The sequence below is a fragment of the Streptomyces orinoci genome, from assembly GCF_003121295.1.
Lineage (GTDB): Bacteria > Actinomycetota > Actinomycetes > Streptomycetales > Streptomycetaceae > Streptomyces > Streptomyces orinoci.
On record NZ_PHNC01000031.1, the window covers coordinates 1,138,615 to 1,162,462 of the forward strand.

Sequence of the window (23,848 nt, forward strand, 5' to 3'; positions counted from 1 at the left end):
CGCCCCCTCCTGATCCCCCGCCTGGCACGGCGGGTCAGGCAGGCCGTCAGCGCTCGCAAGGAGGGACAACCGCGGTACCTCGAACACGGCGAACCGCCGGTTGCCCCGTAACTGGCCTTTCGGCACTGGGGCGTTCAGCCGCCCATCTTCGCCACGCCGATCGGGCAAGCGACCCCCGTCCCCCCGATCCCGCAGTACCCGGCCGGGTTCTTCGCCAAGTACTGCTGGTGGTAGCCCTCCGCGTAATAGAACGGCCCCGCCGGGGCGATCTCCGTGGTGATGTCGCCGTAGCCGGAGGTGCGCAGGACGGGCTGGTAGGAGTCGCGGGAGGCGAGGGCGGCGGCCTGTTGGGCGGGGGAGTGGGTGTAGATCGCAGAGCGGTACTGGGTGCCGTGGTCGTTGCCCTGGCGGAAGCCCTGGGTGGGGTCGTGGGACTCCCAGAAGGTGCGCAGCAGGACCTGGTAGGAGACCTTGGCGGGGTCGAAGACCACCCGGACCACCTCGGTGTGGCCGGTCAGGCCGCTGCAGACCTCTTCGTAGGTGGGGTGGGGGGTGTGGCCGCCCTGGTAGCCCACGGCGGTGGTCCAGACGCCGGGGAGCTGCCAGAAGATGCGCTCGGCGCCCCAGAAGCAGCCGAGGCCGAAGTCGGCGACGGCCAGGCCGTCGGGGTACGGGCCGGTCAGCGGGTTGCCCAGCACCGTGTGCCGCTCGGGGACGGCGAAGGCCGGTTCCGGGCGGCCGGGGAGGGCTTCGGCGGGGGTGGGAAGGGCCGGGTGGGGGCGGTAGGTCATGGGGCGCTCCTCGGGACGGGTGGCGGGTTCAACGGGTGGGGCGGGGAGGGAAATTCCCCGGGAGCGGGGGCTGGGGGCGGGGCTCGCCCGTCGGACGCGGCGTAACCGGACGTGCGGGGCAAGGCTGCGCGAATCGCGCAGCCGGCCCGTACGCACCGGGCAGCGCGCCCGCTAGGCCCGCGCCCGTTCCCACCCCGCCACCGCCTGGGCGCGGCACAGGACATAGGCGGTGACCGGCTCCGGGCCGCAGGTCCAGGGGAGGGCGCCGACATGGCCGTCCACCGCGCGGAACTGCTCCAGCGCCTCGCCGTAGCGCCCGGCCTGTACCAGGAACCAGGCCAGCAGGTGGCGGACCTGGGGCAGCTCGGGGTGGTCGGCGGGGGCGTGGTTGGCGGCGAACTGGGCGGCCTCGATGGCCTCGCTGATCACCACGCTCTGGAAGAGCGTCCGCACCAGGTTGGTGTCCGGAAGGTGGTCGAAGACCGCGAACAGCGGGAGCGCGGGCAGCAGGCTGCCCGGGGCGGCGCCGGCGGCGGCCCGCCGGGCGAAGGACTCGGCCTGTTCCTGGGAGCCGTGCCACCCCGCGCTCCAGTAGCGCAGCGCCACCAGGTGGGCGCCCATGTGCTGGGGCGCGCGGGCCAGCACCGTCTCCCACAGGGACTGGAACTCCGCCTCGTTCGCCCCCAGCCCGCGGGCGATGCCCAGCTCCACGATGTAGGGGACCGGGTCGCCGGGGGCCAGCAGGGCCGCCTCGGCGCAGACCGCCCGGGCCTCCTCCAGGATCATCCGGTAGTCCTGGGAGGAGGGATCGTGCAGGGCGCGGTTGAGCAGGAACTGGGCCTGGACCGCGGCGCCGCCGGCGTCCTTGGGCGCCACCACCCGCCAGTGGCGCAGCCACATGCCTCCGGTGCCGGGGGACTCCATCAGCTCCCGGGCCGCCGCCCCGGCCAGGGTGAGCACCCGGTGCCAGCGCAGCTCGGTGCCGGCGGGGGTGCGGGAGAGCAGCTCGGCGGCCGGCTTCCAGTCCTGGGTGCGGCGGGCCTCGGCGACGGCGGCCAGCAGCTCCGGATCGGGGCCGGGCAGCCGCTCGTCCAGCCGCTCGGCCGGCAGGAAGCCATGCGCTCCGGCCGGATCGACGGCCGCGCCGGCGCCCCGCAGCGCGTCCTGCCCGGCACGCCGGCGGCGCATCGCGGGCGTGACCACAAACCCGCAGATGATCACGATCGCGAGCAGGATGACCAGAAACTCCATGAGCTGTCCTGAGGGAGAACGAGGGGCGGGCGTCGATAGGACGAGGGCGGACGTCAGTAGGACGAGGGGGCGCGGGCAATCGTTCCTGGCGAGCGCGGGGCAGCGCGGGCGGCGGACGGGCCGTGGCCCGATCGTTCATGTCCCGGTAACAAGTGAACAGCCTCCTTCCGGGAAACCGGGACTACCCTCGGGACAATGAGCGACCAGCACTCCTTCGAAACCCTCGCCATCCACGCCGGGCAGGAACCGGACCCGCTGACCGGGGCCGTCGTTCCGCCCATCTACCAGGTGTCCACCTATAAGCAGGACGGCGTCGGCGGCCTGCGCGGCGGCTATGAGTACAGCCGCAGCGCCAACCCCACCCGTACCGCCCTGGAGGAGAACCTGGCCGCCCTGGAGGGCGGGCGCCGTGGTCTGGCCTTCGCCTCCGGCCTGGCGGCCGAGGACACCCTGCTGCGCACCCTGCTGACGCCGGGCGACCATGTGGTCATCCCCGACGACGCCTATGGCGGCACCTTCCGCCTGTTCGCCAAGGTGATCTCGCGCTGGGGCGTGGAGTGGTCGGTCGCCGACACCTCCGACCCGGCGGCCGTACGGGCCGCGCTGCGGCCCCGTACCAAGGCGGTCTGGGTGGAGACCCCCTCCAACCCGCTGCTGGGCATCACCGATATCGCCGCCGTGGCCGAGGTGGCGCACCAGGCGGGCGCCCGCCTGGTGGTGGACAACACCTTCGCCAGCCCCTACCTCCAGCAGCCGCTGTCGCTGGGCGCCGATGTGGTGGTGCACTCCACCACCAAGTACATGGGCGGGCACTCCGATGTGGTGGGCGGCGCCCTGATCACCGCGGACGCCGCGCTGGCCGAGGAGCTGGTCTACCACCAGAACGCCATGGGCGCGGTGGCCGGACCGTTCGACGCCTGGCTGACCCTGCGCGGCATCAAGACGCTGGCCGTGCGCATGGACCGGCACTGCGCCAACGCCGAGCGGGTGGCCGAGCTGCTGGTGGCCCACCCCAAGGTGACCGAGGTGTACTACCCGGGCCTGGAGAGCCACCCGCTGCACGAGGTCGCGGCCAAGCAGATGCGTGCCTTCGGCGGCATGGTCTCCTTCCGGGTGGCCGGCGGCGAGGAGGCGGCGGTGGAGGTCTGCAACCGCGCCGAGCTGTTCACCCTGGGTGAGTCGCTGGGCGGCGTGGAGTCGCTGATCGAGCACCCGGGCCGGATGACGCACGCCTCCACGGCCGGGTCCCCGCTGGAGGTCCCGGCGGACCTGGTGCGGCTGTCGGTGGGCATCGAGTCGGCGGACGACCTGCTGGCCGACCTCAAGCAGGCGCTGGGCTGAGAAGGTCAACGGGGTCTGAAGGGCCCGTCGGCAGGCGTTGGGCTGAGCGGGTCAACGGGGCCTGAAGGGCCCACCGGCAGGCGTTGACCCAAGAAGGCCAACGGGGGCCGAAGGGCCTCATCGGTCCCAGACCAGCGGTGGCGTCTGTGCCGGGGACGCCACCCAGGGCCGCACCAGCGCGGCCCAGACACAGAACGCGCAGACCGCCAGCGCCAGCAGCACCCAGCCGGCCGTACGCAGCCGCCGGCGCCGGCGCAGGATCCGGCGGCCGCGCCCGGCCGCCCTGGCGGTCAGGCCGGGCGGCAGGGCCGGACGCGAGGCGCCCAGCATCCGGCGCACCTCGTCCTGTTTACGGTCGTAGGAGCTCATGACACCGCCGCCGGAGGCCGGCTGCGCACGGCGGCCACCGCCCGGGCGCACAGGGCCCGTACCCGCTCCACCGGCAGGCCCAGGGCGGCCGCGGTCTGCTCCTCGGCGATCCCCTCATGCAACCGCAGTACCAGAACCAGCCGTTCCTGGGGGCTCAGCCGCCCCAGGATTCCGCCGGGGCGGCGGCGGTAACGCCGCGCGGAGCGGGCGAAGCGGAGGGCGAGCTCGGTGCGGGCGCGTTCATAGGGGTCCTCGCCGCGCAGCCGGTCCCAGCGGGCGTAGGTATCGGCCAGGGCCTCGGTGAGCAGCCGCTCGGCCGCGGCCGGATCCCCGGTCAGCAGCAGGGCAGTGTGCAGCAGCCGCCCGCCCGCGCCCCCGGCGAAGGCTTCGAACTCCCGGGCCCGGCGGCGCTCCCGGTCCGTCCGCCGCTGCTTCATCCCTCAAGGACAAAGCCGGTGGCCCGGCAGGGTCAAGAGGCGGGCGGTACCTGCGGCCCGGAGCCGTGCACCTCGGAGAGCGCGGAGTTGAAGCGGGTGAGCAGCGTGGTGAACACGGCCCGCTCCTCCTCGTCCCAGCCCTTGGTGCACAGGGCCATCAGCTCCCGGCGGGAGGCGCGCACCTCCTCCAGGCGGGCCTTGCCGCGCGGGGACAGCTGGAGCACCACCGCGCGTCCGTCCTCGGGGTGCGAGGTGCGCTTGACCAGGCCGGTGTCCACCAGCGGCGCCACCTGGCGGGTGACGGTGGACGAGTCGATGCCCATCCCCGCGGCGAGCGCCTTGACGCCCATCGGGCCTTCCATGTCGAGGCGGTTGAGCAGCAGGTAGGCGGCGCGGTCCATGGAGTTGGCGACGCGGCCGACACCGCCGAGGCGGGTCTGCTCGGCGCGGCGGGCGAAGACGGCGACCTGGTGCTGGAGCGTGTCGAGGACACCGGGTGCGACCTCTGCCGTCATGTCCGGAGGCGTGGGCATGGCTGGGGACTCACTTCATACGCGGCTGGAAAAGCTCGGGATTGGGGGACAGAGTACGCGGCCCGGGGCGCCCCCGGGTCCTCGCTCGGTAAACCCTCGGTATGCGGTGCATATGAGGTGCACACTGCCCCCGCGGGCCGCGCGGACTGCGAGACTGGGCACATGGCCGCACGCGTTGGCGACAAGGACGCCTCCGGCATCCCGGAGGACGATGTTCCGGTGACTCTCGAGGCGGTGCGCGGCGCCCAGAAGACGCTCTCCGGCGTCACCCGCACCACCGCCCTGGAGGGCAGCCGCCACCTGTCCCACCTGGTCGGCTCGCCGGTCCACCTCAAGTGCGAGAACCTGCAGCGCACCGGCTCCTTCAAGGTACGCGGCGCCTATGTGCGCATCGCCCACCTCTCGGCGGATGAGCGGGCCGCGGGCGTGGTCGCCGCCAGCGCGGGCAACCACGCCCAGGGAGTGGCGCTGGCCGCCTCGTTGCTGGGGGTGCGTTCCACCGTCTTCATGCCCCAGGGGGCGCCATTGCCCAAGATCGCCGCCACTCATGACTATGGAGCCGAGGTGCGGTTGCACGGGCAGGTGGTGGACGAGTCGCTGCGCGCCGCGCGGGAGTACGCCCGGCGCACCGGGGCGGTGTTCATCCACCCCTTCGACCACCCGGACATCGTGGCCGGACAGGGCACGGTGGGCCTGGAGATCCTGGAGCAGTGCCCGGAGGTACGCACCGTGGTGGTGGGCCTCGGCGGCGGCGGGCTGGCGGCCGGGATCGCGGTGGCGGTGAAGTCGCTGCGGCCGGATGTCCGGATCGTGGGCGTCCAGGCGGCGGGCGCCGCCTCCTACCCGCCCTCGCTGCGGGCCGGGCACCCGGTTGCGCTGGCCGCCCCGGTGACCATGGCGGACGGCATCCGGGTGGGACGGCCCGGCGAGGTGCCCTTCGCCATTGTGCGGCAGCTGGTGGACGAGGTGCGCACGGTCTCCGAGGACCAGCTCGCCGGTGCGCTGCTGCTCTGCCTGGAACGGGCCAAGCTGGTGGTGGAGCCCGCCGGGGCCAGCCCGGTGGCGGCGCTGCTGGCCGCGCCCGGCCGCTTCGAGGGGCCGGTGGTGGCGGTGCTCTCCGGCGGCAATGTGGATCCGCTGCTGATGCAGCGGGTACTGCGGCACGGCATGGCCGCGGCCGGCCGCTATCTCTCGCTGCGGCTGCGGCTGACCGACCGGCCGGGGGCGCTGGCGGCCCTGCTGGACGTACTGTCCGGCTCCGACGCCAATGTGATCGACATCAGCCATGTGCGCACCGATCCACGGCTGGCGCTGTCCGAGGCGGAGGTCGAACTGCACTTGGAAACCAAGGGACATGAGCACTGCGCGGCCCTGCGCGCGACCCTCCGCGAGGCGGGTTACCCGGTCCTTTCCTGAGAGAGCGTGCCCCGCCAGGGCCAGGGGCGCGGGGAACTGCGCGACCAGCCCAAGACGGCCGGCACCCGGAAAGCACAAAGCCCCCGGAGCGGCGCTCTCCGGGGGGCTCTGCTCAGCCGGCTGCGGCGACAGCTCAGCCGGCGTACGGCTTGGCGTCCAGAATGCGGACCTTGGCCTTGCGGCCGTTCGGCAGCTCGTACTCCGCGTCCTCACCGGTCTTCTTGCCGTTGACGCCGGTGCCGAGCGGCGACTGCGGGGAGTAGGTCTCGATGTCCGAGCTCGCGTACTCCCGGGAGGCGAGCAGGAAGGTGAGCGTGTCGTCCGGGTCGCCGTCGAAGGCGATGGTGACGACCATGCCGGGGGCCACCACGCCGGACTCGGCGGGGGCCTCGCCGACCTTCGCGTGCTCCAGCAGCTGCGTCAGCTGGCGCACACGGAGCTCCTGCTTGCCCTGCTCCTCCTTGGCCGCGTGGTACCCGCCGTTCTCGCGCAGGTCACCTTCTTCGCGAGCCGCCGCGATCTTGGCCGCGATCTCGGTGCGAGCGGGACCAGACAGGTAGTCCAGCTCGGCCTTGAGCTGGTCGTACGCCTCCTGAGTCAGCCAGGTGACGTTGTCGCTGGTCTGGGTCACAGGTGCTCCTCGTCGGTGCTGGGGGAAAAACTTGGGGTCACGGATACAAATGAACGCCCTACTCAGAAGGGTGCACCTCCATCGGCGGGCGAAACCACGAGCCTAACAATTGCGTCCGGAATGGGGGAAGAAGTCGCCGGGACCAACCCCGCAAGTTTTACGTCAACGCAGGTCAGAGCGTTGATCAAGAGTTGCTTGCGGTGCGGCAGCCCTCAAGATCGGTGGCCGCGGCCCAGGCCGTGGTACGCAGCGTGACCAACTGGGTGAAGTGGCTCCGGCCGCGCTCCAGGGGGACGTCCTTGCGGGCCACCTCATTGCCGTCCGAGCCCAGTGAGCGCAGGGTGCACACGCCCTCGGTGCTCTTGTCCTTGCGGATCTCCAGGACCGCCTGGACGCTGCTGTCGGAGACCGTCCTGGAGCGGATCAGCTGGCCGGTGACCTCCGGCGCAGTGAGATAGTGCACACCCGCCCAGCCCACACCGCCCGCCAGAGCGGTGCCCAGGACGATGGCCGCGATCTTCAGCTTGCGGTCGGCGCGCTGGTCCGCCGTACGGCCGTAGCGGCCCTCGGGCAGCGTCGGCGACTCCGCAGCCATGATCGTTCCTCCTCCGGGCCGATTTGTGAACGCGGAATGAATCGGGTCCCGCTTCGGTCACTATAGGAGGCGTCTGAAGAGACCAGTGACTGAGGATCGAGCCTTGACTGAGCAGCTGCGAATGATGGCCGTTCACGCCCACCCCGACGATGAGTCGAGCAAGGGCGCGGCCACGATGGCCAAGTACGTGTCCGAGGGGGTGGACGTGCTGGTCGCCACCTGCACGGGAGGGGAGCGCGGCTCCATCCTCAACCCCAAGCTCCAGGGTGACCCCTATATCGAGGAGCACATCCACGAGGTCCGGGCCAAGGAGATGGCCGAGGCCCGGGACATCCTGGGCGTCAAGCAGGAGTGGCTGGGCTTTGTGGACTCAGGGCTGCCCGAGGGCGACCCGCTGCCCCCGCTGCCCGAGGGCTGCTTCGCGCTGCAGGACGTCGAGGAGGCGGCCGGGCGGCTGGTGAAGCTGATCCGCGAGTTCCGCCCGCATGTGGTCACCACCTATGACGAGAACGGCGGCTACCCGCACCCCGACCACATCATGACCCACAAGATCTCCATGGTGGCCTTCGAGGCCGCCGGGGATCCCTCGCGCTACCCCGAGGCCGACGAGCCCTGGCAGCCGCTGAAGCTCTACTACAACCAGGGCTTCAACCGGCCGCGCACCCAGGCGCTGCACGAGGCGCTGCTGGCCCGCGGCCTGGAGTCCCCCTACGGCGAATGGCTGGAGCGCTGGGAGAAGATGGGCCGCGAGCGCACCCTGACCACCTTTGTCCCCTGCGGTGACTACTTCGAGATCCGCGACAAGGCGCTGATCGCGCACGCCACCCAGATCGACCCCGACGGCGGCTGGTTCCGGGTGCCGCTGGACCTCCAGCGCGAGGTCTGGCCCACCGAGGAGTACGAACTGGCCAAGTCTTTGGTGGGCACCTCCCTCCCCGAGGACGACCTCTTCGCGGGCATCCGCAACAATTGACCCCATGATGAGCGCGACTGCCACCCTCGCCGCCGGCCACCTGATGCCGCTCGCCAAGGACCTCGACCAGAACAAGGTCACCCCCGGCGTGCTCGGCTTCATTGTGTTCGCCGTGATCGGCGGGGCGGTCTGGCTGCTGATGAAGTCCATGAACAAGCACATGCAGCGGGTGAACTTCGAGGAAGCGGCGGAGGCGGCGGAGCCGGCTCCCCAGGAGACCGGCTCCGCCGCCAACAGCGGCAAGAACTGAGGCGACCCGCCTCAGCGCGGGAGCGCCGCCAGCACATCCCGCGCCCGGCGGCCCGGCACCATGCCGAGCCGCCATGCCTGCCAGCCCTCCTCCGGGTCCGCGCCGCGCTCCAGGATCAGCGAGTACGCCTCCGCGCACTGCTCCAGCGCCGGATCGGCCGCCCAGTCGGCCGCCGCCAGCTCCCGGCGCAGCGCCGCCAGCTCCTCCCCGGCCACCGCCGCGCCCACCACCGAACCGCCCGGCGAGGCGAACGGCAGCAGGGTGCAGCGCAGAAAACGCGCCCAGCTCTCCCCGCGCCGGTCACTCACCTCGGCGAACAGCCCGGACGCCGTGGCCAGCAGCTCCAGCGCCTGGTCCGCCTTGCCGTTGCCCGCGTCGATCACCGCCAGCTCCACACACGACCAGCCCTCGCCATGGGCCACCCCCACCCGCTGGAAGTCCAGCCGGGCGTCCTGGAGCAGCTGCCGGGCGAAGCCGCTGTTGCGCAGGCTTCCGGTCTGCGCCGCGCGCTGGTCCCGGGTGACCCGCGCCGAGTGGTGCCGGGCACAGGCCAGCCCGTAGACATCGCGCATCCGGCTGAACATATTGCGCGCCCGCTCCAACTCCCTCAGCGCGGCGGCCAGATCACCCTGGTCCTCCAGCGCCTGCCCCAGGTAGTACAGCGACCACGCCTCGCCCCGGGCGTCCTCCTGCTCCCGGTGCCGGGCCGCCGCCGTACGCAGCCCGTCCGCCGCCGCCGACGCCTCCCCGGTCAGCAGCCGCACCCGGGCCAGCATGGTCAGCGCCCAGGCCGCGCCACGGGCGTCCTGGGTACGGCCGTACAGCTCCAGCGCCTCGTTCAGCTCCTCCTCGGCCGGACCCGCCTGGCCCATCCGCAGCCGTACCTGCCCCAGCTGGAAATGCGCCCAGGCGTGGCCGTGCACGCTCTCGCTCTCCAGATGCAGCTCCAGCGCCACCGTCAGCAGCTCCAGCGCCTCCGCCAGCCGGCCGCGGTCGCGCTCCACCGCCGCCAGGGCGTGCATCGTCCACGCCCGGTCGCCGCCCAGCTCCGGAGCCGACTGCAACTCCAGTGCCTCACGCAGCTTCTGCGCCGCCTCCGGCAACTGCCCCTGGTGGTGCAGGGTGATGCCCAGATCCCGCAGCGCCCGCGCGGCCCCCGGCGTGTTCTGCGCGCTGAAGTAGAGATCCACCACCGAGGACAGCGTGGTACGGGACTTGTCCAGCTCACCCAACTGCCGTGCCGCCACACCGGTCCGCCACTGCACCGAGCGCATCAGCAGCCCCTTGTCGGTGTCCTGCGTCAACTCGCTGAGCTCGCCCAGCCGGTAGAGATCACCCCGCAGCAGGCAGTAGTCGCACAACGCCCCCAGCAGATGCAGCACCGCCGACTGGTCCACCCCCTCGGCATTGCGCAACGCCGCCGTGATGAAGCTCGATTCATCGTCCAGCCAGCGCAACGCCGCATCCAGCGAAGGGAATCCATGGGCGCCGCCCGCCCCCCTGGCGAACATATCGGCCCGGGTGGAGGTCTTGCCGTCCACCATGCGGATCACCGTATCGGCCAGCTCCGCATAGCTGCGGATCAGCCGCTCATGGGCGGCGCCCCGCTCCCCGGCCTCCTCCTCGTCCTGCAGCCGCGCACCGGCGAAGTCCCGTACGAGATCGTGCATCCGGTACCGCCCCGCGTGCACCGGCTCCAGCAGCCCGGCCCGCGCCAGCGCCGTCAGCTGCCGGGCCGCCTCCTTCTCCCCGGTGCCCAGCAGCGCCGCCGCCGCGGCCCCGCCCAGCGAGGCCCGTCCGGCCAGCGCCAGCCGCCGCAGCAGCCGCCGCGCCTCCTCGCCCTGGTCGATATAGCGCAGCCACAGGGCCCGTTGCACCGGATCCGGCTGCCCCGCCGCCCGCAGCTCACCGGCCAGCCCCCGGGCGCTGCGCGCCCCCAGCGAGGAACCCGCCACCCGCAGCGCCAGCGGCAGCCCGCCGCACAACTCCGTCACCGCGGCCACCGACTGCTCGTCATACGGCCCCGGATCCGGCTCCTCGGCCACCGCCCGCAACAGCTCCTCCGCACCCGCCGGGTCCAGCGGGCCCACCTCCAACTGGTGCACCCAGCCCGCCAGATCGGCCGGCAGCGTCAGCGGAGCCCGCGAGGTGACCAGCACCAGGGACTCCGAACGGTCCGGGACCAGCGCCCGCACCTGCTCCGCGTCCGAGGCGTCGTCCAGCACAATGACCACCGGCAGCCCGGTCAGATGCTGGTGGTAGACCTCCGAGAGCCGCTTGAGGTGCTGGTCCCGCGAGGAGCGCTCCCGGAACAGCAGCTGATCACGCGGCGCGCCCAGCCGGTTGAGCAGATGCAGCAGCGCGTCCCGGGTGGACAGCGGCGGCTCGCCCCGGCTCTCGCCGCGCAGATCCACCAGACAGGCGGCCCGGAACTGGTCGCGCAGCGCATGCGCCGCGCGCAGCGCCAGCGCCGAGCGCCCCACCCCCGGCGGGCCGTGCAGCACCACCACCACCGGACGGGTCTCGGTGCTGGCACGCGCCTGCTGCACCCACTGGGCGATCCGCGCCAGCTCCACCCGGCGGCCCGGGAACGGGCCCCGCTCATCCGGCAGTTCCTCGAAGGAACGGGCCAGCACACTGCGCTGCCGGGCGGCCGCGCTGCGGTCCCCGCCACGCAGCTGCACCCCCCGGGACGTACCCTCGCCATTCGGCCCGGCGCCGGTGCTCTTCTTCACCCGGGTGGCACCCTGCAGCATCCGCTGCCGGTCCAGAAACGGCCGCACCCCCCGCACCTCCACCGCCGTGAGCCACTCCAGACGCAGCTGCTCCGAACCGCCCGGCCGGCCGCGCAGCCCCGCCCGCCGCCGGCCCGCCGACATCGAGCCCGCCGTCAGCCTCAGCACCGCCGCCAGCGAACCGGCCGCCACCGCCGCCGCCCCCGCCGCCACGGCTGTGCCCCCCGAGGTACCCGCACCCAGATCCACCCCCAGCGCCGCGGCCGCCGCCACCACCGCGGCCAGCACCGGAGTGCCCAGCGCCGCCCCGGACAGCCCCGCCCCCACCGGCCGCGCCGCGGCCGCCTCCTCGTCCAGCGCGCGCAGATAGGCCGCGTACTCCCCGGCCGCCGGCGCCGCCAGCGTGTCGAGCTCCTCCCGCGCCCGGCGCAGCAGCGCGGCGGTATCCGTACGGCCGCCGCTGCGCCGCTCCTCCTCCTCGACCGCCCGCCTCAACAGGCTTTCCACATCCGCACGATGGCCCTGCCGCAATGCGGGCAGCGAGCTCTGCATGCCGTTCCCCCTAGACCAGCTGACGCCACGGACATACCAGTGTTCCGTGCCGGAGGCTTTTGCGGCAGCCCTGTGGGTAACTCATCCCGGCGCCCGGTTGCGCAAGGACGGGCACCATGCGGGACCGAGGGCGCCAACCCCCGTGTGCCCGGCCGGTGTTCACCGGCGTTGCCGGCGGTTGCGCACCAGACGGACGACATAGACGGGGGCGCCGATGACGGCGGCGATGATGAGGGCCCAGAACACGAAGTAGGCGGGGCCGGGGTGGGAGCTGGTGGTATTGGCGGCGGCCAGGACGGTGGCGAGCGGCTGGTGGTGCATCTTCTGCTCCTGGGGTGTCGGTGGGGCGGGGGGTCAGACGGCGCGCAGGCCGGGGCCGGGCTGCTGGGTCCGCTCCGGGGCGATGTCATGCATCAGGGCGATATAGCCGTCCTCGACGGTGGCACTGGCACTCTCCGCGTCCGGTGCCGGGGCGCCGGAACCGATCACCCGGTAGGTGGTGCCGGTGATGCCCGGGACGACATTGACCGTGGGCAGCGCCGGCGCCGGGGCGGTGGCCGGCCGGGTGACGTGCCACACCATGCCCTCGGCACGGGTGGCGAGGTCGCCGATGGCGCCCTGGAAGGCGATGTGCCCGCGCTCGATCACCACCACATTCGGGCAGGTCTGCACGATGTCATCGACGATATGGGTGGAGAGCAGCACCGTCCGGTCGCCGGCCAGCCTGGCGAGCAGGCTGCGGAACCGCAGCCGCTCCTCGGGGTCCAGTCCCACGGTCGGTTCGTCCACGATCAGCAGCCGGGGGTCGTTCAGGATGGCCTGGGCGATGCCCACGCGGCGCTTCATGCCGCCCGAGTAGCCCTTCACCTTCCGGTTGGCGACATCGCTGAGCGAGACCAGTTCGAGGACCTCCTGGACGCGGGCGCGGCGGGCGCGCCGGTCGGTGATGCCCTTGAGCAGCGCCATGTAGTCGAGGAACTGGGCGGCCGACAAGTCCGGGTACAGGCCGAGCTCTTGGGGGAGGTAGCCGATGGTGGCCTTCACCTCTCGGCGCCGGCTGCGCGACAGGAGCTCGGTGCCGTCCACCGCGACGGTGCCCGAGGCCGGCAGCAGCACCCCGGTCAGGACCCGCATAAAGGTGGTCTTGCCGGCTCCGTTGGGGCCGAGCAGACCGACCATGCCGACGGGCAGGCGCAGGCTGATGCCGTCGAGGGCGCGGACCTCGCCGCGCCGGAAGGTGACGGTCAGATCGTTGATGGTCACATTGGGCGCGGTCATGACGGGCTCCTCCTGGTGAGCACGAGCTGGGTAATCACAAGGGCGGCGAGCGCCATGAGCAGCAGGAAGGCGATGCTGAGGACGGCCTCGCCGCCGGTCGGGGTGATCCCCCGCTGCCTGGCGTCGAACAGGAAGCCGTGGAACCAGACACCGGACGGGTACTCGCCGTTGGCTTCGAAGGGCGTGCCGGCAGGGGTGGGGATCCCGAAGCGCGGGCCGACCATGTTGCCCCAGAACCAGTAGCCGAACAGACCGATCCGGTACAGCACGGGCCCGGTCAGGTACGGGACGGTGACCGAGCCGGCCACCACGAAGACCAGCCCGGGCAGGAGGATGACGGCGAACGCCGCGAGGCCGACCGGGATCACCCCGGCCCCGTGCTGGGCGGTCAGGTAGCCGAGCAGGCCCGCCCAGGCGACGGCGACCGGTGTGATGGTCGCTGCGCCGGCGCCGATGGCCTTGCCCCACAGGCGCGGGCCGACGCCGGTGGGCGTCGAGGTCAGGAGGTCGTTCAGCTCCAGCCGGGCCTCCCGCCGGACGCGGTCGGCGAGGACGGCGCCGACACCGATCGGGCACAGCATGATGAAGTTGCCCGCCCAGTCCGCGACCAGCGTGTCGTGGTCCGTGATGCTGCCGAGGTCCACCGGCAAGGGCGCTGCGCAGCGCAGCCCGATCAGCCCGAGCACGACCACCCAGACCGCCGGGCGGCGCACCTGCATCAGGTACTCGTAGCGGGCGGCCGCGACGGTCTTGGCCCACCAGCCGCCATGAGCCGTTGTCGGCGCGGCGGTTCGCCGAAGGACGGCGGTCATACGGCATCGCTCCCCACGAATCGTTCGGGACGCCCCAGCAGCAGGCCGGCCGCGATCACGGCGACGACGCCGACGGCGGGCAGGGCGATTCGGTTGACGGTCCACTGGTGCGCCGGGACCTTGGCGGCGACGCCCATGAACAAGTACTGCGCCCGCAGCACCGTGTTGTCCCGGATGGCGGGCCCCATCAGGTCCTGGGCCAGCCACAGGCCCCCGATCAGGCCGCTTGCTGCGGCCGGGCTGCGCAGGGCGATCGCGGTGAGCATCGCCAGCGCGACCAGCCAGAGCATCGGCGGGGCCCACACCAGGACGTAACCGCCCGTGCCCTGCCCCATGGGCCATGCGTTCAAGGCGCGGAACACCACGGCGTCCAACAGCGTGACCAGGGCCGCCGGCACCACCACCAGACCGGCACGCAGGAACAGCACCCGGCGGTAGACCGTGGTGGTCATCACCAGCTCGGCGCCGGAATCACGCCCCACGACCGAGCAGGCCGCCACGGCGGTGCCAAGCGGGGCGACGCCCGCCAGGACCGCGCCGGCGGCGAGGTCGAGGTGCTCCGCGCCGGCCCCGGTGGCATGCATGCCGATCACCAGGATCGCGCCGCCCAGCGTTGCCGCCAGTGCCGTCACCGGCGGGGCGATGCCGATGACCCGCAGCTCCAGACGGAGGCGGGCCCAGATGGACCGGTTCACGTCCACCTGCCGGCTTGTGCGGGCCCCGTGTCGCCACGGGGTGTGTCAAGGTCTCGATGCATGCCGTCAAGCCTGGTGATGCCGACGGGAGTTCGTACCGGCCAAAAGTACTGACCGGGTTGATCGGAGCGGTCCTTTTGGCCGGTACGGCGGCCCCCGACCGGTTCCGTAGCCTGAGCCCCGTGATGGTGATGGAACGGCCGGCCGCACTTGCCGCCGGACGAAGCAACCTTCTGCTGGGACTCGGCTTCGCGGCGGTGCTGGCAGCGACGGCCTACTGGCACGCCGCCCACACGGGCGGCCGGGGCTGGCTGCCCGACTGCGGCATCGGTGCCGTGGTGTGCGCCGCGGCGCTGCTCCGGGAGCGCGACCGGCCGGCCGCCGTGGCCGTCGGCCTGTCCGTCACCGCTGCCGGCGTCCTCGCCGCCGGCATGGGGTACCTGCCCAGTCAGCCCGGCCTTGCCGCGTCCCTGGCGCTGACGGTCCTCGCCGGCTCCGCGGTCCGGGGACTGCCGCCCTGGCAGGCGGCTGTGGTCGCCGCGGCCGGGCTCGCGGTCACGGCAACCGGCCGGCTCGTGACCACCTCACATGCCATCGGCACATTCCATATGGGCGTCCAGGGCTGGCTGGCCGGTCTCGGCGCGGGGCTCGTCCTGCGCCTCCTGGAGCATCGCCGCCGGACCGCCGTCGAGGCCGTCCGGCGAGACGAACGCCTGGCCCTGGCACGGGAGTTGCACGATGTCGTCGCCCACCATGTCTCCGGCATCGTGATGCACACCCATGCCGCCCAGATCATGCTCCGCAAGCAGCCCGACGCCCTCGGTGCCGCCCTGGCGGACATCGAACGCTCGGGCACCGACGCCATGGACGCCATGCGACGGGTGGTCGCCCTGCTCCGCGACGCGGAGGACGGCGCCGCCGTCACCGCGGGAACGGAGCAACTCATCGACCTGGTCCGCCGCTTCGAAGAACACGGACCGGCCGTCGATCTCCGGCTGCCCACCGGGACGCCGGACTGGCCACCCGTGGTCACCGCCACCGTGTACCGGATCGTCCAGGAGTCCCTGACCAATATCGCCCGCCATGCCCGCGGCTCCCGTGCGGCCACCGTCACCATCGCCCAGGACAGTACGGACATCACGGTCGAGATCGGCAACGATGCCCCGCCGCACCCCCCGGTCCGCACCTCCCCGCGTGGCGGCTACGGCCTGGTCGGCATGCGCGAACGCGTCGAGGCACTGGGCGGTACGCTCAGCGCCGGTCCGCGGCCCGGCACCGGCTGGTCGGTGCGGGCCACCCTGCCCCTGCAAGCCGGAGACCGCCGATGAGCATCAGCGTGCTGGTCGCCGACGACCAGGCCATGATCCGCACCAGCCTGCGCCTCATCCTGGAGGACGAACCCGACATCACCGTCGTCGCGGAAGCATGCGACGGCGCCGAGGCCATCGCCCTCGCCCGCCAACTGCGGCCCGACGTCTGCCTTATCGACATCCGCATGCCCCGCCTCGACGGCATCGACGTCACCCGCGCACTCGCCGGCCCGGGCGTCACCGACCCGCTCCGGGTCGTCATCGTCACCACCTTCGGACTCGACGACTATGTCCACGGCGCCCTCCAGGCCGGAGCCCTTGGATTCGTCCTCAAAGACGGCGACCCCACCCTGTTCACCGCCGCCGTGCGGGCCGCCAACGCCGGGGACGCCCTGATCGCCCCGTCGATCACCCGGCGCCTGCTCCGCAACCTCGCCCCCGTCAGAACCTCCCCGGCGCGCCGGCCCGACCCCCCGCTCACCGACCGGGAAACCGACGTCATCCGCGCCGTCGCCCGGGGCCGCACCAACCAGGAGATCGCCGCCGCCCTCTTCATCTCCGTCAGCACCGTGAAGGGCCACCTCGCCGCGATCCAGAACAAACTCCGAGCCCGCAACCGCAGCGAGATCACCGCCTGGGCCTGGGAATCCCACCTCATGCCGGGCAGCGCGGACCAACGGAACGGCAACCGATAGCGAGTGGGCTCCGCCATCGGGGCCGGGGTGCTGTGAGAGTCTGGACCGTATGAACCGGTTGGCTGGTGTGACCTCGCCTTATCTGCTTCAGCACGCTGACAACCCGGTGGACTGGTGGCCTTGGACGCCGGAGGCTTTCGAGGAAGCACGGCGCCGCGATGTGCCCATTCTGCTATCGGTCGGTTACGCGGCGTGCCACTGGTGCCATGTGATGGCGCACGAAAGCTTCGAGGACGAGGCCATGGCCGCCTACCTCAACGAGCACTTTGTCGCCGTGAAGGTGGACCGCGAGGAGCGGCCGGACATCGACGCCGTCTATATGGAGGCCGTCCAGGCCGCCACCGGCCAGGGCGGCTGGCCGATGACCGTCTTCCTCACCCCCAAGGCGGAGCCCTTCTACTTCGGCACCTACTTCCCGCCCGAGCCCCGGCACGGCATGCCCGGCTTCCGGCAGGTCCTGGAGGGCGTGGCAGCCGCCTGGCGGGACCGCCGCGATGAGGTGGGCGAGGTCGCGCAGCGCATTGTGCGCGACCTGGCCGGGCGCTCCCTGCGGATGACGGACGCCCGTCCGCCCTCCGCCGAGGAACTGCACCCGGCCCTGCTGGAACTCACCCGGGACTTCGACGCGGTGCACGGCGGCTTCGGCGGAGCGCCCAAGTTCCCGCCGTCCATGGTGCTGGAGTTTCTGCTGCGCCACCATGTGCGCACCGGGTCGGAAGCGGCCCTGGAGATGGCGCAGGCCACCTGTGAGGCCATGGCCAGGGGCGGCATCTACGACCAGCTGGGCGGCGGCTTCGCCCGCTACTCGGTGGACGCCCGGTGGACCGTTCCGCACTTCGAGAAGATGCTCTACGACAACGCCCTGCTGTGCCGCGTCTACGCCCATCTGTGGCGGGCCACCGGCTCGGTGATGGCCCGGCGGGTGGCGCTGGAGACGGCCGATTTCCTGGTCCGCGAACTGCGCACCGCCCAGGGCGGCTTCGCCTCGGCGCTGGACGCCGACAGCGACGACGGCAGCGGACACCACACCGAGGGCGCCTACTACGTATGGACACCGGACCAGTTGCGCCAGGCGCTGGGCGAGGCGGACGCCCAGGATGCCGCCGACTGGTTCGGGGTCACCGAGGAGGGCACCTTCGAGGGCGGCGCCTCGGTGCTGCAACTGCCCGACACCGAACGGCTGATGGACGCCACCAAGCTGGCCTCGGTACGCGACCGGCTGCTCCGGGCCCGCGATATGCGGCCCCGCCCCGGCCGGGACGACAAGGTGGTGGCCGCCTGGAACGGCCTGGCCATCGCGGCCCTGGCGGAGACCGGCGCCTACTTCGACCGCCCCGATCTGGTGCAGGCCGCGGTGGACGCCGCCGACCTGCTGGTGCGCGTCCATATGGACTTCCATGGGCGGCTGTTGCGCACCTCCCTGGACGGCACCGCCGGCGGCCACGCCGGGGTGCTGGAGGACTACGCGGATGTGGCCGAGGGCTTCCTGGCGCTCTCCCAGGTCACCGGCGAGGGCGTCTGGGTGGACTTCGCCGGGCTGCTGCTGAACACCGTCCTCACCCACTTCACCGATGCGGACGGGGCGTTGTACGACACCGCCGACGACGCCGAGACCCTTATCCGCCGCCCCCAGGACCCCACCGACAGCGCCACCCCCTCGGGCTGGACCGCGGCCGCCGGAGCGCTGCTGACCTACGCCGCCCTGACCGGCAGCGACCCGCACCGCGAGGCGGCCGAACAGGCGCTGGGCCTGGTACGCCAACTGGCCGGGAGGGCCCCGCGGTTCATCGGCTGGGGGCTGGCCGTGGCGGAGGCGCTGCTGGACGGGCCGCGCGAGGTGGCGGTGGTGGGCCCGCCCGAGGACCCGGCCACCCGGGAACTGCACCGCACCGCGCTGCTGTCCACCGCGCCGGGGCTGGTGGTGGCGGTGGGCGAACCGGGCCCGGCGGAGGACGCCGAGGTGCCGCTGCTGGCCGGACGCCCGCTGCTGGACGGCCGTCCGGCGGCGTATGTCTGCCGCCGCTTCACCTGCGCGGCGCCCACCTCCGACACCAAGGCCCTGGCCGCCCAACTCGGCCGCTGATGAACCCGCTTGAACTTGACGCGCCTGTCAAGTTCTAGCGTCTGGGGTGTCTTTGCGTGTCCGTCCGTACCACCGCAGGAGGCTTCCCATGAGCAGCTCTCTTCCCGCGACGCATCGCGAGGTCCATCTGACCGCCCGTCCCCAAGGGCCGCTGACCACCGAGGTGTTCGAGATTGCCGAGGTCCCGGTGCCCCGGCCCGGACCGGGACAACTGCTGGTCCGCAACCGCACCATGAGCGTGGCCGCCGTGATGCGCACCCTGATGGACGAGGGCAACGGCCTGCCCATGCCCTCCTATGAACTGGGGCAGCCGATGTGGGGCGAGGCGGTGGGCGAGGTGGTCGCCGCCAATGACGCGGCCGGCTTCGCCCCCGGCGACCTGGTGTCCACCCACGCCGGCTGGCGGGAGTACGCGGCGGTGGACGCGGCCCAGGCCACCCGCCTGGACCCCGGGGTGCTGCCGGACCCCGCGGCCCACCTCTCCCAGGGGCCGACCGCCTATATGGGCGTGGTGCGCGGCATCGAAGTACGGCCCGGGGACACGGTGTTCATCAGCGGCGCGGCCGGCGGCGTGGGCTCACTGGCCGGACAGATCGCCAAACGGCGCGGGGCCGACCGGGTGATCGGCAGCACCGGCTCCCAGGCCAAGGCCGAGGTGCTGCTGAAGGAGCTGGGCTATGACGCGGTGGTGCTGCGCGGCGCCGGCTCCTTTGCGGAGCAGCTGCGCGCGGCGGCACCCGACGGCATCGACGCCGTCTTCGACAATGTCGGCGGCGAGCAGCTTCAGGCCGCGCTGACGGTGGCCAACCGCCGGGCCAGGGTGGCCCTGATCGGCGCCCTGGCCTCACAGCTGGGCGTCTCCGAGACCCGGCTGGACACCCTCTCACTGGTCTCCCGCGGTATCTCGCTCAAGGCCATGGCGCTCTTCGACCACCTCGACCTCATCCCGGAGTGGAACGAGTTCTTCGGCCGGGGGCTGCGCGAGGGCACGCTGAGCTTCCCGCGCACCCGCCTCACAGGAATCTCCCAAGCCCCCCGTGCATTGTGCGAGTTGACCGAGGGGCGGCACATCGGCGCGGTCCTGGTGGATCTGTGACCCACGGAGGACGGGGTGCGCATCGGCGAGACGGCGGCGCTGGTGGGCGTCTCACCCAGGACCCTGCGCTACTACGAGCAGGAGGGGCTGATCCAGGCCCGGCGCACGCCCTCCGGGCACCGGGTCTACGGGCCGCGGGAGGTGCGGCGGATCAGGACGGTGTGCGCCCTGCTGGCCACCGGGCTGACCATCGGCGACCTCCGGGCCTTCGGTGACCTGCTGGACCGGGACCCGGACTGCCCGCTGCGCAACCCGGCGACCGGGGCGGTGGTGCGGCGCCGCATCGACGACCTGGACGCCCGTATCGAGCGCCTCACCGAGCTGCGGGAGCGGCTCGCCCGGTCCCTGGGCGAGCCGCCGAGGGTGCCGGGGCCGGTGAAGCCCTTCGCGCTGCCGCTACGGGAAAGGGCGTCCTGAGCGGCCGCCTCTTCAACGGGCCAGGCCACTCGGGACGCCGGCCGCTCAAAGTGCCAGATCGCCCAAAGCGCCAGGCCACCCAAAGTGCCAGGTGCTCAGGACGCGCTCAGAGCGCCAGGCCGGATTCCAGGACGTCCAGGGCCTGGCCGATCAGGGCCAGCGGGTCCTCGGTCTGGCCGCGGTCCACCCAGACCATCAGTGCCTCCTGCATCGCGGTGAGCACCGCCGCGACAAAGACCCGCACCCGCAGGTCGTCGGCGCCGCACCCGGTCCGCTCCGCGATGAGGTCGCGCAGGATCCGGCTGGACTCGCCCATGCCCTCACTGGAGCGGGCGCGCAGCGCGGGCACATCGCGGATCAGCCGCATCCGCATCCGCATCTCGGGGCTGTTGCTGCTGATCACCTGCTCCAGGCCGCCCAGCACCACCTCGCGGACGGCGGTCAGCGGGGCTTCACCGGCCGGGCGGGCCCGCAGCATGGACTGCAGCAGCGGGTCGTACTCGTCGGTGAGCACGATGTCTTCCTTGGTGGGGAAGTAGCGGAAGACGGTGCTGGGGGAGACATCGGCGGCCTCGGCGATCTGATCGACCGGTGTCGCGTCGTACCCCTGCTTCTCGAACAGGCGGTAGGCCGCGTCGCGGATCGCCTGCCGGGTCTGGATCTTCTTCCGTTCGCGCAGGCCCGGCCGGGGGCCGGGGTGCGCGCCGGGGGAGGGAGGTGCTGAGGCCATGAGCGAATTCTCAGGCATGCGCCGATTCGGTGACCACCTCGCGGTCATCCGTGCCGCCTTCCGGCCGGGGGTTGGGCAGGAAGGCCGCGACCAGGGCCAGGGCCGCCAGGGCGGTGATGCCGCAGATGACCAGGGCGAGGTCCATACCGTGCAGATAGGCCAGGTCGGCGGAGTGGGCCAGCGCCCGGTCGCCCAGCTTCGCGGCCACCGCGTGCGCCCCGATGACGGAGTCCTGGGCGGCCGAGGCGGCCGGGTGGGGGAGCCGGCCGGTGTCCAGGTGGGCGGTGTAGCTGCCGGCGATCACGCTGCCCAGGATGGCCAGCCCGATGGCGCCCGCCACCTGGCGGAGCGTCATCAGCAGGCCGGAGCCACTGCCCGCCCGGTCGCGGGGCAGGGCGCTCAGCCCGCCGGTCATGGCCGGCACCACGGCCATGCCGAAGCCCAGGCCGACCAGGGCGAGCCAGACGGCGGTGAAGCCATAGCCGTCATGGACCGAGGTGGTGCCGCCGGTGAACGCGGCCGCCGCCATGATGCCCAGCCCGGCGCAGATCACCGGGCGGGGGCCCCACCGGGTGAGCAGCGGACCAATGGCCCGGGAGGCCACCAGCATGCCCAGCGGCATGGGCATCATCCGCACTCCGGTGCCCAGGGCGTCATTGCCGAGGACGGTCTGCAGATAGGCGGGCAGCACAAACATCAGGCCGGTGAGGGTGAACATCACCAGGGAGGCGGCCACGGTGTTCCACAGAAAGCCGCGGTGCCGCAGCAGGGAGAGGTCCAGCATCGGCCTGGCCTGCCGGCTCTCCCACAGCACCAGGGCGGTGATCAGTACCACCGAGGCGGCCAGCATGCCCAGCACCACCGGTGAACTCCAGCCGCGGGCGGGGCCCTCGTTGACGCCGTAGACCAGGCTGCCCAGCCCGGTGACGGTGAGCACGGTGGTGAGGGCATCGACCCTGGGGGCAGAGGGGTCGGAGGTCTCCGGGAGCAGGGTGAGGCAGGCGACCATGGCGATGGCGATCAGCGGGACGTTGATCAGGAAGATCGAACCCCACCAGTAGTGGTTGAGCAGCAGGCCGCCCAGGATGGGGCCGAGCGGCAGGCCCAGCGCGGAGGCGGCGGAGACCAGCCCCATGGCCTTGGCCCGCTCCCCGGGGGCGAACAGGGTCGGCACCACGGACATGGTGAGCGGGAAGATCAGCCCGGCGCCCACGCCCATCACCGAGCGGGCGGCGATCACGGTGGCGGAGTCATCGGCCAGGGTGCCCAGCAGCGAGCCGGCCAGGAACACGGCCAGGCCCGTCACCAGCATCCGGCGGCGGCCGAAGCGGTCGCCGAGGAAGCCGGCCGGGAGCATCAGGGCGGCCAGGACGACCAGATAGGAGTCGCCTATCAGCTGCAAGGTGCTGCTGTCGGCGTGGAGTTCGCCGGCCATGGTGGGCAGGGCGACATTGAGGATGGTGCCGTCGAAACCGAGGGTGAGCATGCAGGCGACGATCGCGCCCAGTGCCCACCAGCGGCGGGGGTCGGGGCTGGGAGTGGTCACGGTCCCTCCGGTGGCAGGAGTCGGTGTCTTGTGACAGTAACTCGCAAAAGATTAAAGCTGTCAAACGACTTTGCCTGTCGCTGACGTTCTTGATGCCGTCCTGACTGTCAGTGGCGTGTGTAACGCTCTGTACGGGGCAGGCGACCGGTCAGTGAGACACAGGAGGGGGATCGGTGATGGGTGCAGCCGTGCTGAACGTGTCGGCCGTGCTGGTCGCGGCGCTGTGCGTGGGGGGATATCTGCTGGCCGGAGAGGCCGCCGTGCTGGCCGTGGTGCTGGCCGCGATCGGTGTCCTGGCATGGAAAGTGGCCGCGACCTCACGGCCACGGCCACTGCGGGGCGGGTCCCGGGCGCATCGGGCGCCCAGACCCTCTGTGTCGTCCTCAGTGGTGCGAATACGCCACCAGGGAGATGCCGACGTAGTGCACCGCAAAGGCGGCCAGCGTCAGCGAGTGGAAGACCTCATGGAAACCGAACCAGCGGGGTGAGGGATTGGGGCGCTTGATCCCGTAGATCACGCCGCCCGCGCTGTAGAGCAGACCGCCGACGATCACCAGGACCAGGACGGCGATGCCTCCCTTGCGCAGGAAGTCGGGGAGGAAGAACACCGCCGCCCAGCCCATGGCCACATAGCAGGGGATGTAGAGCCAGCGTGGCGCACCGAGCCAGAACACCCGGAAGGCGATGCCGGCCACCGCCGCGGCCCACACCGCCCACAGCAGCAACTGCCCGCGCCCGCCCGGGACCAGGAGCATGGTCAGCGGGGTATAGGTGCCGGCGATGATCAGGAAGATATTGGCGTGGTCGAGCCGGCGGAGCACCGCCGTGGTGCGCGGGCTCCAGTTGCCCCGGTGGTAGAGCGCGCTGACCCCGAACAGCAGACAGGCGCTCAGTACATAGACAGCACAGGCGATCCGGGCTCGGGTGCTGTCGGCCAGGGCGGTCAGAAAGACGCCGGATACCAGCACGGCCGGGAACATCCCGGCGTGCAACCAGCCGCGCAGCCGCGGCTTGAGCGGCGGTGCCTCATTCGCGGCACCGGCGGGAGTCGGGAGAGCGACGGGCGCTGCGTCGGGCGCGGAAGTCATGGGCTCATGCTAACTACGCCACCGTAGGTTACGGCGCGGTCTCACGTGGCGATGGTCACGGGGGTGCCCTCTGGACAGAAGCCCAAGGGAGTCGGATGATCAAATGAGTGCGGGCGGCACCGGATGAGCGGAAACGGGAAGCGTCTGGGTCGCAGCCCCCAAGGGGCGAATGTGCAGAAGCGGACTCCCGCCGTCGTTGAACGGCGGCGAAGAGCCGTTCCACC

The 23,848-nt window shown here is 72.2% G+C and carries 24 protein-coding genes; 9 read left to right on the top strand and 15 right to left on the bottom strand.

The annotated features are described in order from the left end of the window. Nucleotides 1-134 precede the first annotated feature (134 nt). A complete protein-coding gene (msrA, locus tag CV755_RS27595) occupies nt 135-791 on the bottom strand; it encodes a peptide-methionine (S)-S-oxide reductase MsrA (protein ID WP_109282966.1) in 657 nt (218 codons plus the stop codon). Between the two features lie 171 nt (nt 792-962). Next, nucleotides 963-2,042, bottom strand: coding sequence for a hypothetical protein (locus tag CV755_RS27600; RefSeq protein WP_109282967.1), 1,080 nt, complete (start codon nt 2,040-2,042; stop codon nt 963-965). Between the two features lie 195 nt (nt 2,043-2,237). Here CV755_RS27600 and CV755_RS27605 point away from each other — a divergent pair, with 195 nt between their 5' ends. Beyond that, complete coding sequence (locus CV755_RS27605; RefSeq protein ID WP_109282968.1) at nt 2,238-3,383, top strand: cystathionine gamma-synthase; 1,146 nt, start codon at nt 2,238-2,240, stop codon at nt 3,381-3,383. A 117-nt stretch (nt 3,384-3,500) separates the two neighbouring features. Here the strand turns inward: CV755_RS27605 and CV755_RS27610 are convergent, their stop codons facing one another. From CV755_RS27610 to CV755_RS27620, 3 genes are read right to left on the bottom strand one after another with little or no spacing between them, the layout of a single operon-like run. Further along, nucleotides 3,501-3,752, bottom strand: coding sequence for a hypothetical protein (locus CV755_RS27610; RefSeq protein WP_109283557.1), 252 nt, complete (start codon nt 3,750-3,752; stop codon nt 3,501-3,503). Continuing rightward, complete coding sequence (locus CV755_RS27615) at nt 3,749-4,189, bottom strand: sigma factor-like helix-turn-helix DNA-binding protein (RefSeq protein ID WP_109282969.1); 441 nt, start codon at nt 4,187-4,189, stop codon at nt 3,749-3,751. The genes CV755_RS27610 and CV755_RS27615 overlap by 4 nt, the downstream gene beginning before the upstream one ends. A 32-nt stretch (nt 4,190-4,221) precedes the next feature. Next, complete coding sequence (locus CV755_RS27620; RefSeq protein ID WP_193553488.1) at nt 4,222-4,722, bottom strand: MarR family winged helix-turn-helix transcriptional regulator; 501 nt, start codon at nt 4,720-4,722, stop codon at nt 4,222-4,224. A gap of 162 nt (nt 4,723-4,884) precedes the next feature. Between CV755_RS27620 and ilvA the strand changes: the two genes are divergently transcribed. After that, on the top strand, nt 4,885-6,138 hold the full coding sequence (gene ilvA / locus CV755_RS27625; protein ID WP_109282971.1) for a threonine ammonia-lyase: 1,254 nt from the start codon (nt 4,885-4,887) through the stop codon (nt 6,136-6,138). 133 nt (nt 6,139-6,271) lie between these two features. Here the strand turns inward: ilvA and greA are convergent, their stop codons facing one another. Next, nucleotides 6,272-6,769, bottom strand: a complete 498-nt coding sequence (gene greA / locus CV755_RS27630) for a transcription elongation factor GreA (RefSeq protein WP_109282972.1) — start codon at nt 6,767-6,769, stop codon at nt 6,272-6,274. A 184-nt stretch (nt 6,770-6,953) separates the two neighbouring features. Beyond that, nucleotides 6,954-7,364 carry a DUF4307 domain-containing protein gene (locus CV755_RS27635; protein ID WP_109282973.1) on the bottom strand — a complete coding sequence of 137 codons (411 nt, stop codon included), beginning with the start codon at nt 7,362-7,364 and terminating at the stop codon, nt 6,954-6,956. 103 nt (nt 7,365-7,467) lie between these two features. Here CV755_RS27635 and mca point away from each other — a divergent pair, with 103 nt between their 5' ends. Then, nucleotides 7,468-8,337, top strand: coding sequence for a mycothiol conjugate amidase Mca (gene mca, locus CV755_RS27640; RefSeq protein ID WP_109282974.1), 870 nt, complete (start codon nt 7,468-7,470; stop codon nt 8,335-8,337). Between the two features lie 7 nt (nt 8,338-8,344). After that, a complete protein-coding gene (locus CV755_RS27645) occupies nt 8,345-8,587 on the top strand; it encodes an RAMP4 family protein (RefSeq protein WP_109283558.1) in 243 nt (80 codons plus the stop codon). A gap of 11 nt (nt 8,588-8,598) precedes the next feature. Here the strand turns inward: CV755_RS27645 and CV755_RS27650 are convergent, their stop codons facing one another. From CV755_RS27650 to CV755_RS27665, 5 genes are all read right to left on the bottom strand, one after another. After that, complete coding sequence (locus CV755_RS27650) at nt 8,599-11,874, bottom strand: tetratricopeptide repeat protein (protein ID WP_193553489.1); 3,276 nt, start codon at nt 11,872-11,874, stop codon at nt 8,599-8,601. A gap of 159 nt (nt 11,875-12,033) precedes the next feature. Continuing rightward, nucleotides 12,034-12,195 (bottom strand): hypothetical protein, encoded by a 162-nt coding sequence (locus tag CV755_RS34790; RefSeq protein ID WP_161968754.1) that lies wholly within the window; start codon nt 12,193-12,195, stop codon nt 12,034-12,036. Between the two features lie 33 nt (nt 12,196-12,228). Next, nucleotides 12,229-13,152: an ABC transporter ATP-binding protein gene (locus CV755_RS27655; protein WP_109282975.1), complete on the bottom strand. Its 924-nt coding sequence runs from the start codon at nt 13,150-13,152 to the stop codon at nt 12,229-12,231. Then, a complete protein-coding gene (locus CV755_RS27660; protein ID WP_109282976.1) occupies nt 13,149-13,964 on the bottom strand; it encodes a hypothetical protein in 816 nt (271 codons plus the stop codon). The genes CV755_RS27655 and CV755_RS27660 overlap by 4 nt, the downstream gene beginning before the upstream one ends. Then, nucleotides 13,961-14,665, bottom strand: a complete 705-nt coding sequence (locus CV755_RS27665) for a hypothetical protein (RefSeq protein WP_153068758.1) — start codon at nt 14,663-14,665, stop codon at nt 13,961-13,963. The genes CV755_RS27660 and CV755_RS27665 overlap by 4 nt, the downstream gene beginning before the upstream one ends. 179 nt (nt 14,666-14,844) lie before the next feature. Between CV755_RS27665 and CV755_RS27670 the strand changes: the two genes are divergently transcribed. The 5 genes from CV755_RS27670 to CV755_RS27690 all read left to right on the top strand — a co-directional run bounded on the left by CV755_RS27670 (nt 14,845) and on the right by CV755_RS27690 (nt 20,260). Then, complete coding sequence (locus tag CV755_RS27670; RefSeq protein ID WP_241561482.1) at nt 14,845-15,987, top strand: sensor histidine kinase; 1,143 nt, start codon at nt 14,845-14,847, stop codon at nt 15,985-15,987. After that, nucleotides 15,984-16,664: a response regulator gene (locus CV755_RS27675; RefSeq protein WP_109282978.1), complete on the top strand. Its 681-nt coding sequence runs from the start codon at nt 15,984-15,986 to the stop codon at nt 16,662-16,664. Before CV755_RS27670 ends, CV755_RS27675 begins: the two co-directional genes overlap by 4 nt. 49 nt (nt 16,665-16,713) lie before the next feature. Further along, nucleotides 16,714-18,747 carry a thioredoxin domain-containing protein gene (locus tag CV755_RS27680; protein WP_109282979.1) on the top strand — a complete coding sequence of 678 codons (2,034 nt, stop codon included), beginning with the start codon at nt 16,714-16,716 and terminating at the stop codon, nt 18,745-18,747. 88 nt (nt 18,748-18,835) lie between these two features. After that, complete coding sequence (locus CV755_RS27685) at nt 18,836-19,843, top strand: MDR family NADP-dependent oxidoreductase (RefSeq protein WP_109282980.1); 1,008 nt, start codon at nt 18,836-18,838, stop codon at nt 19,841-19,843. Between the two features lie 15 nt (nt 19,844-19,858). Beyond that, nucleotides 19,859-20,260 (top strand): MerR family transcriptional regulator, encoded by a 402-nt coding sequence (locus CV755_RS27690; protein ID WP_109282981.1) that lies wholly within the window; start codon nt 19,859-19,861, stop codon nt 20,258-20,260. A gap of 106 nt (nt 20,261-20,366) precedes the next feature. Here CV755_RS27690 and CV755_RS27695 read toward each other — a convergent pair whose 3' ends face one another. The 3 genes from CV755_RS27695 to trhA form a co-directional block, all read right to left on the bottom strand. Continuing rightward, the gene (locus tag CV755_RS27695; protein ID WP_109282982.1) at nt 20,367-20,990 is read right to left on the bottom strand and encodes a TetR/AcrR family transcriptional regulator; all 624 of its coding nucleotides are present in this window, start codon (nt 20,988-20,990) and stop codon (nt 20,367-20,369) included. A 10-nt stretch (nt 20,991-21,000) separates the two neighbouring features. Then, a complete protein-coding gene (locus CV755_RS27700) occupies nt 21,001-22,536 on the bottom strand; it encodes a DHA2 family efflux MFS transporter permease subunit (RefSeq protein ID WP_109282983.1) in 1,536 nt (511 codons plus the stop codon). A 383-nt stretch (nt 22,537-22,919) separates the two neighbouring features. After that, the gene (trhA, locus tag CV755_RS27705; RefSeq protein WP_109282984.1) at nt 22,920-23,624 is read right to left on the bottom strand and encodes a PAQR family membrane homeostasis protein TrhA; all 705 of its coding nucleotides are present in this window, start codon (nt 23,622-23,624) and stop codon (nt 22,920-22,922) included. Between the last annotated feature and the right edge of the window lie 224 nt (nt 23,625-23,848).

What these genes read in the sequence shown, in the direction of transcription:
- msrA (WP_109282966.1), bottom strand. Translation starts at nt 791, where the DNA reads ATGACCTACCGCCCCCACCCGGCCCTTCCCACCCCCGCCGAAGCCCTC.
- CV755_RS27600 (WP_109282967.1), bottom strand. Translation starts at nt 2,042, where the DNA reads ATGGAGTTTCTGGTCATCCTGCTCGCGATCGTGATCATCTGCGGGTTT.
- CV755_RS27605 (WP_109282968.1), top strand. Translation starts at nt 2,238, where the DNA reads ATGAGCGACCAGCACTCCTTCGAAACCCTCGCCATCCACGCCGGGCAG.
- CV755_RS27610 (WP_109283557.1), bottom strand. Translation starts at nt 3,752, where the DNA reads ATGAGCTCCTACGACCGTAAACAGGACGAGGTGCGCCGGATGCTGGGC.
- CV755_RS27615 (WP_109282969.1), bottom strand. Translation starts at nt 4,189, where the DNA reads ATGAAGCAGCGGCGGACGGACCGGGAGCGCCGCCGGGCCCGGGAGTTC.
- CV755_RS27620 (WP_193553488.1), bottom strand. Translation starts at nt 4,722, where the DNA reads ATGCCCACGCCTCCGGACATGACGGCAGAGGTCGCACCCGGTGTCCTC.
- ilvA (WP_109282971.1), top strand. Translation starts at nt 4,885, where the DNA reads ATGGCCGCACGCGTTGGCGACAAGGACGCCTCCGGCATCCCGGAGGAC.
- CV755_RS27635 (WP_109282973.1), bottom strand. Translation starts at nt 7,364, where the DNA reads ATGGCTGCGGAGTCGCCGACGCTGCCCGAGGGCCGCTACGGCCGTACG.
- CV755_RS27645 (WP_109283558.1), top strand. Translation starts at nt 8,345, where the DNA reads ATGAGCGCGACTGCCACCCTCGCCGCCGGCCACCTGATGCCGCTCGCC.
- CV755_RS27650 (WP_193553489.1), bottom strand. Translation starts at nt 11,874, where the DNA reads ATGCAGAGCTCGCTGCCCGCATTGCGGCAGGGCCATCGTGCGGATGTG.
- CV755_RS34790 (WP_161968754.1), bottom strand. Translation starts at nt 12,195, where the DNA reads ATGCACCACCAGCCGCTCGCCACCGTCCTGGCCGCCGCCAATACCACC.
- CV755_RS27655 (WP_109282975.1), bottom strand. Translation starts at nt 13,152, where the DNA reads ATGACCGCGCCCAATGTGACCATCAACGATCTGACCGTCACCTTCCGG.
- CV755_RS27660 (WP_109282976.1), bottom strand. Translation starts at nt 13,964, where the DNA reads ATGACCGCCGTCCTTCGGCGAACCGCCGCGCCGACAACGGCTCATGGC.
- CV755_RS27670 (WP_241561482.1), top strand. Translation starts at nt 14,845, where the DNA reads ATGGTGATGGAACGGCCGGCCGCACTTGCCGCCGGACGAAGCAACCTT.
- CV755_RS27675 (WP_109282978.1), top strand. Translation starts at nt 15,984, where the DNA reads ATGAGCATCAGCGTGCTGGTCGCCGACGACCAGGCCATGATCCGCACC.
- CV755_RS27680 (WP_109282979.1), top strand. Translation starts at nt 16,714, where the DNA reads ATGAACCGGTTGGCTGGTGTGACCTCGCCTTATCTGCTTCAGCACGCT.
- CV755_RS27685 (WP_109282980.1), top strand. Translation starts at nt 18,836, where the DNA reads ATGAGCAGCTCTCTTCCCGCGACGCATCGCGAGGTCCATCTGACCGCC.
- CV755_RS27695 (WP_109282982.1), bottom strand. Translation starts at nt 20,990, where the DNA reads ATGGCCTCAGCACCTCCCTCCCCCGGCGCGCACCCCGGCCCCCGGCCG.
- trhA (WP_109282984.1), bottom strand. Translation starts at nt 23,624, where the DNA reads ATGACTTCCGCGCCCGACGCAGCGCCCGTCGCTCTCCCGACTCCCGCC.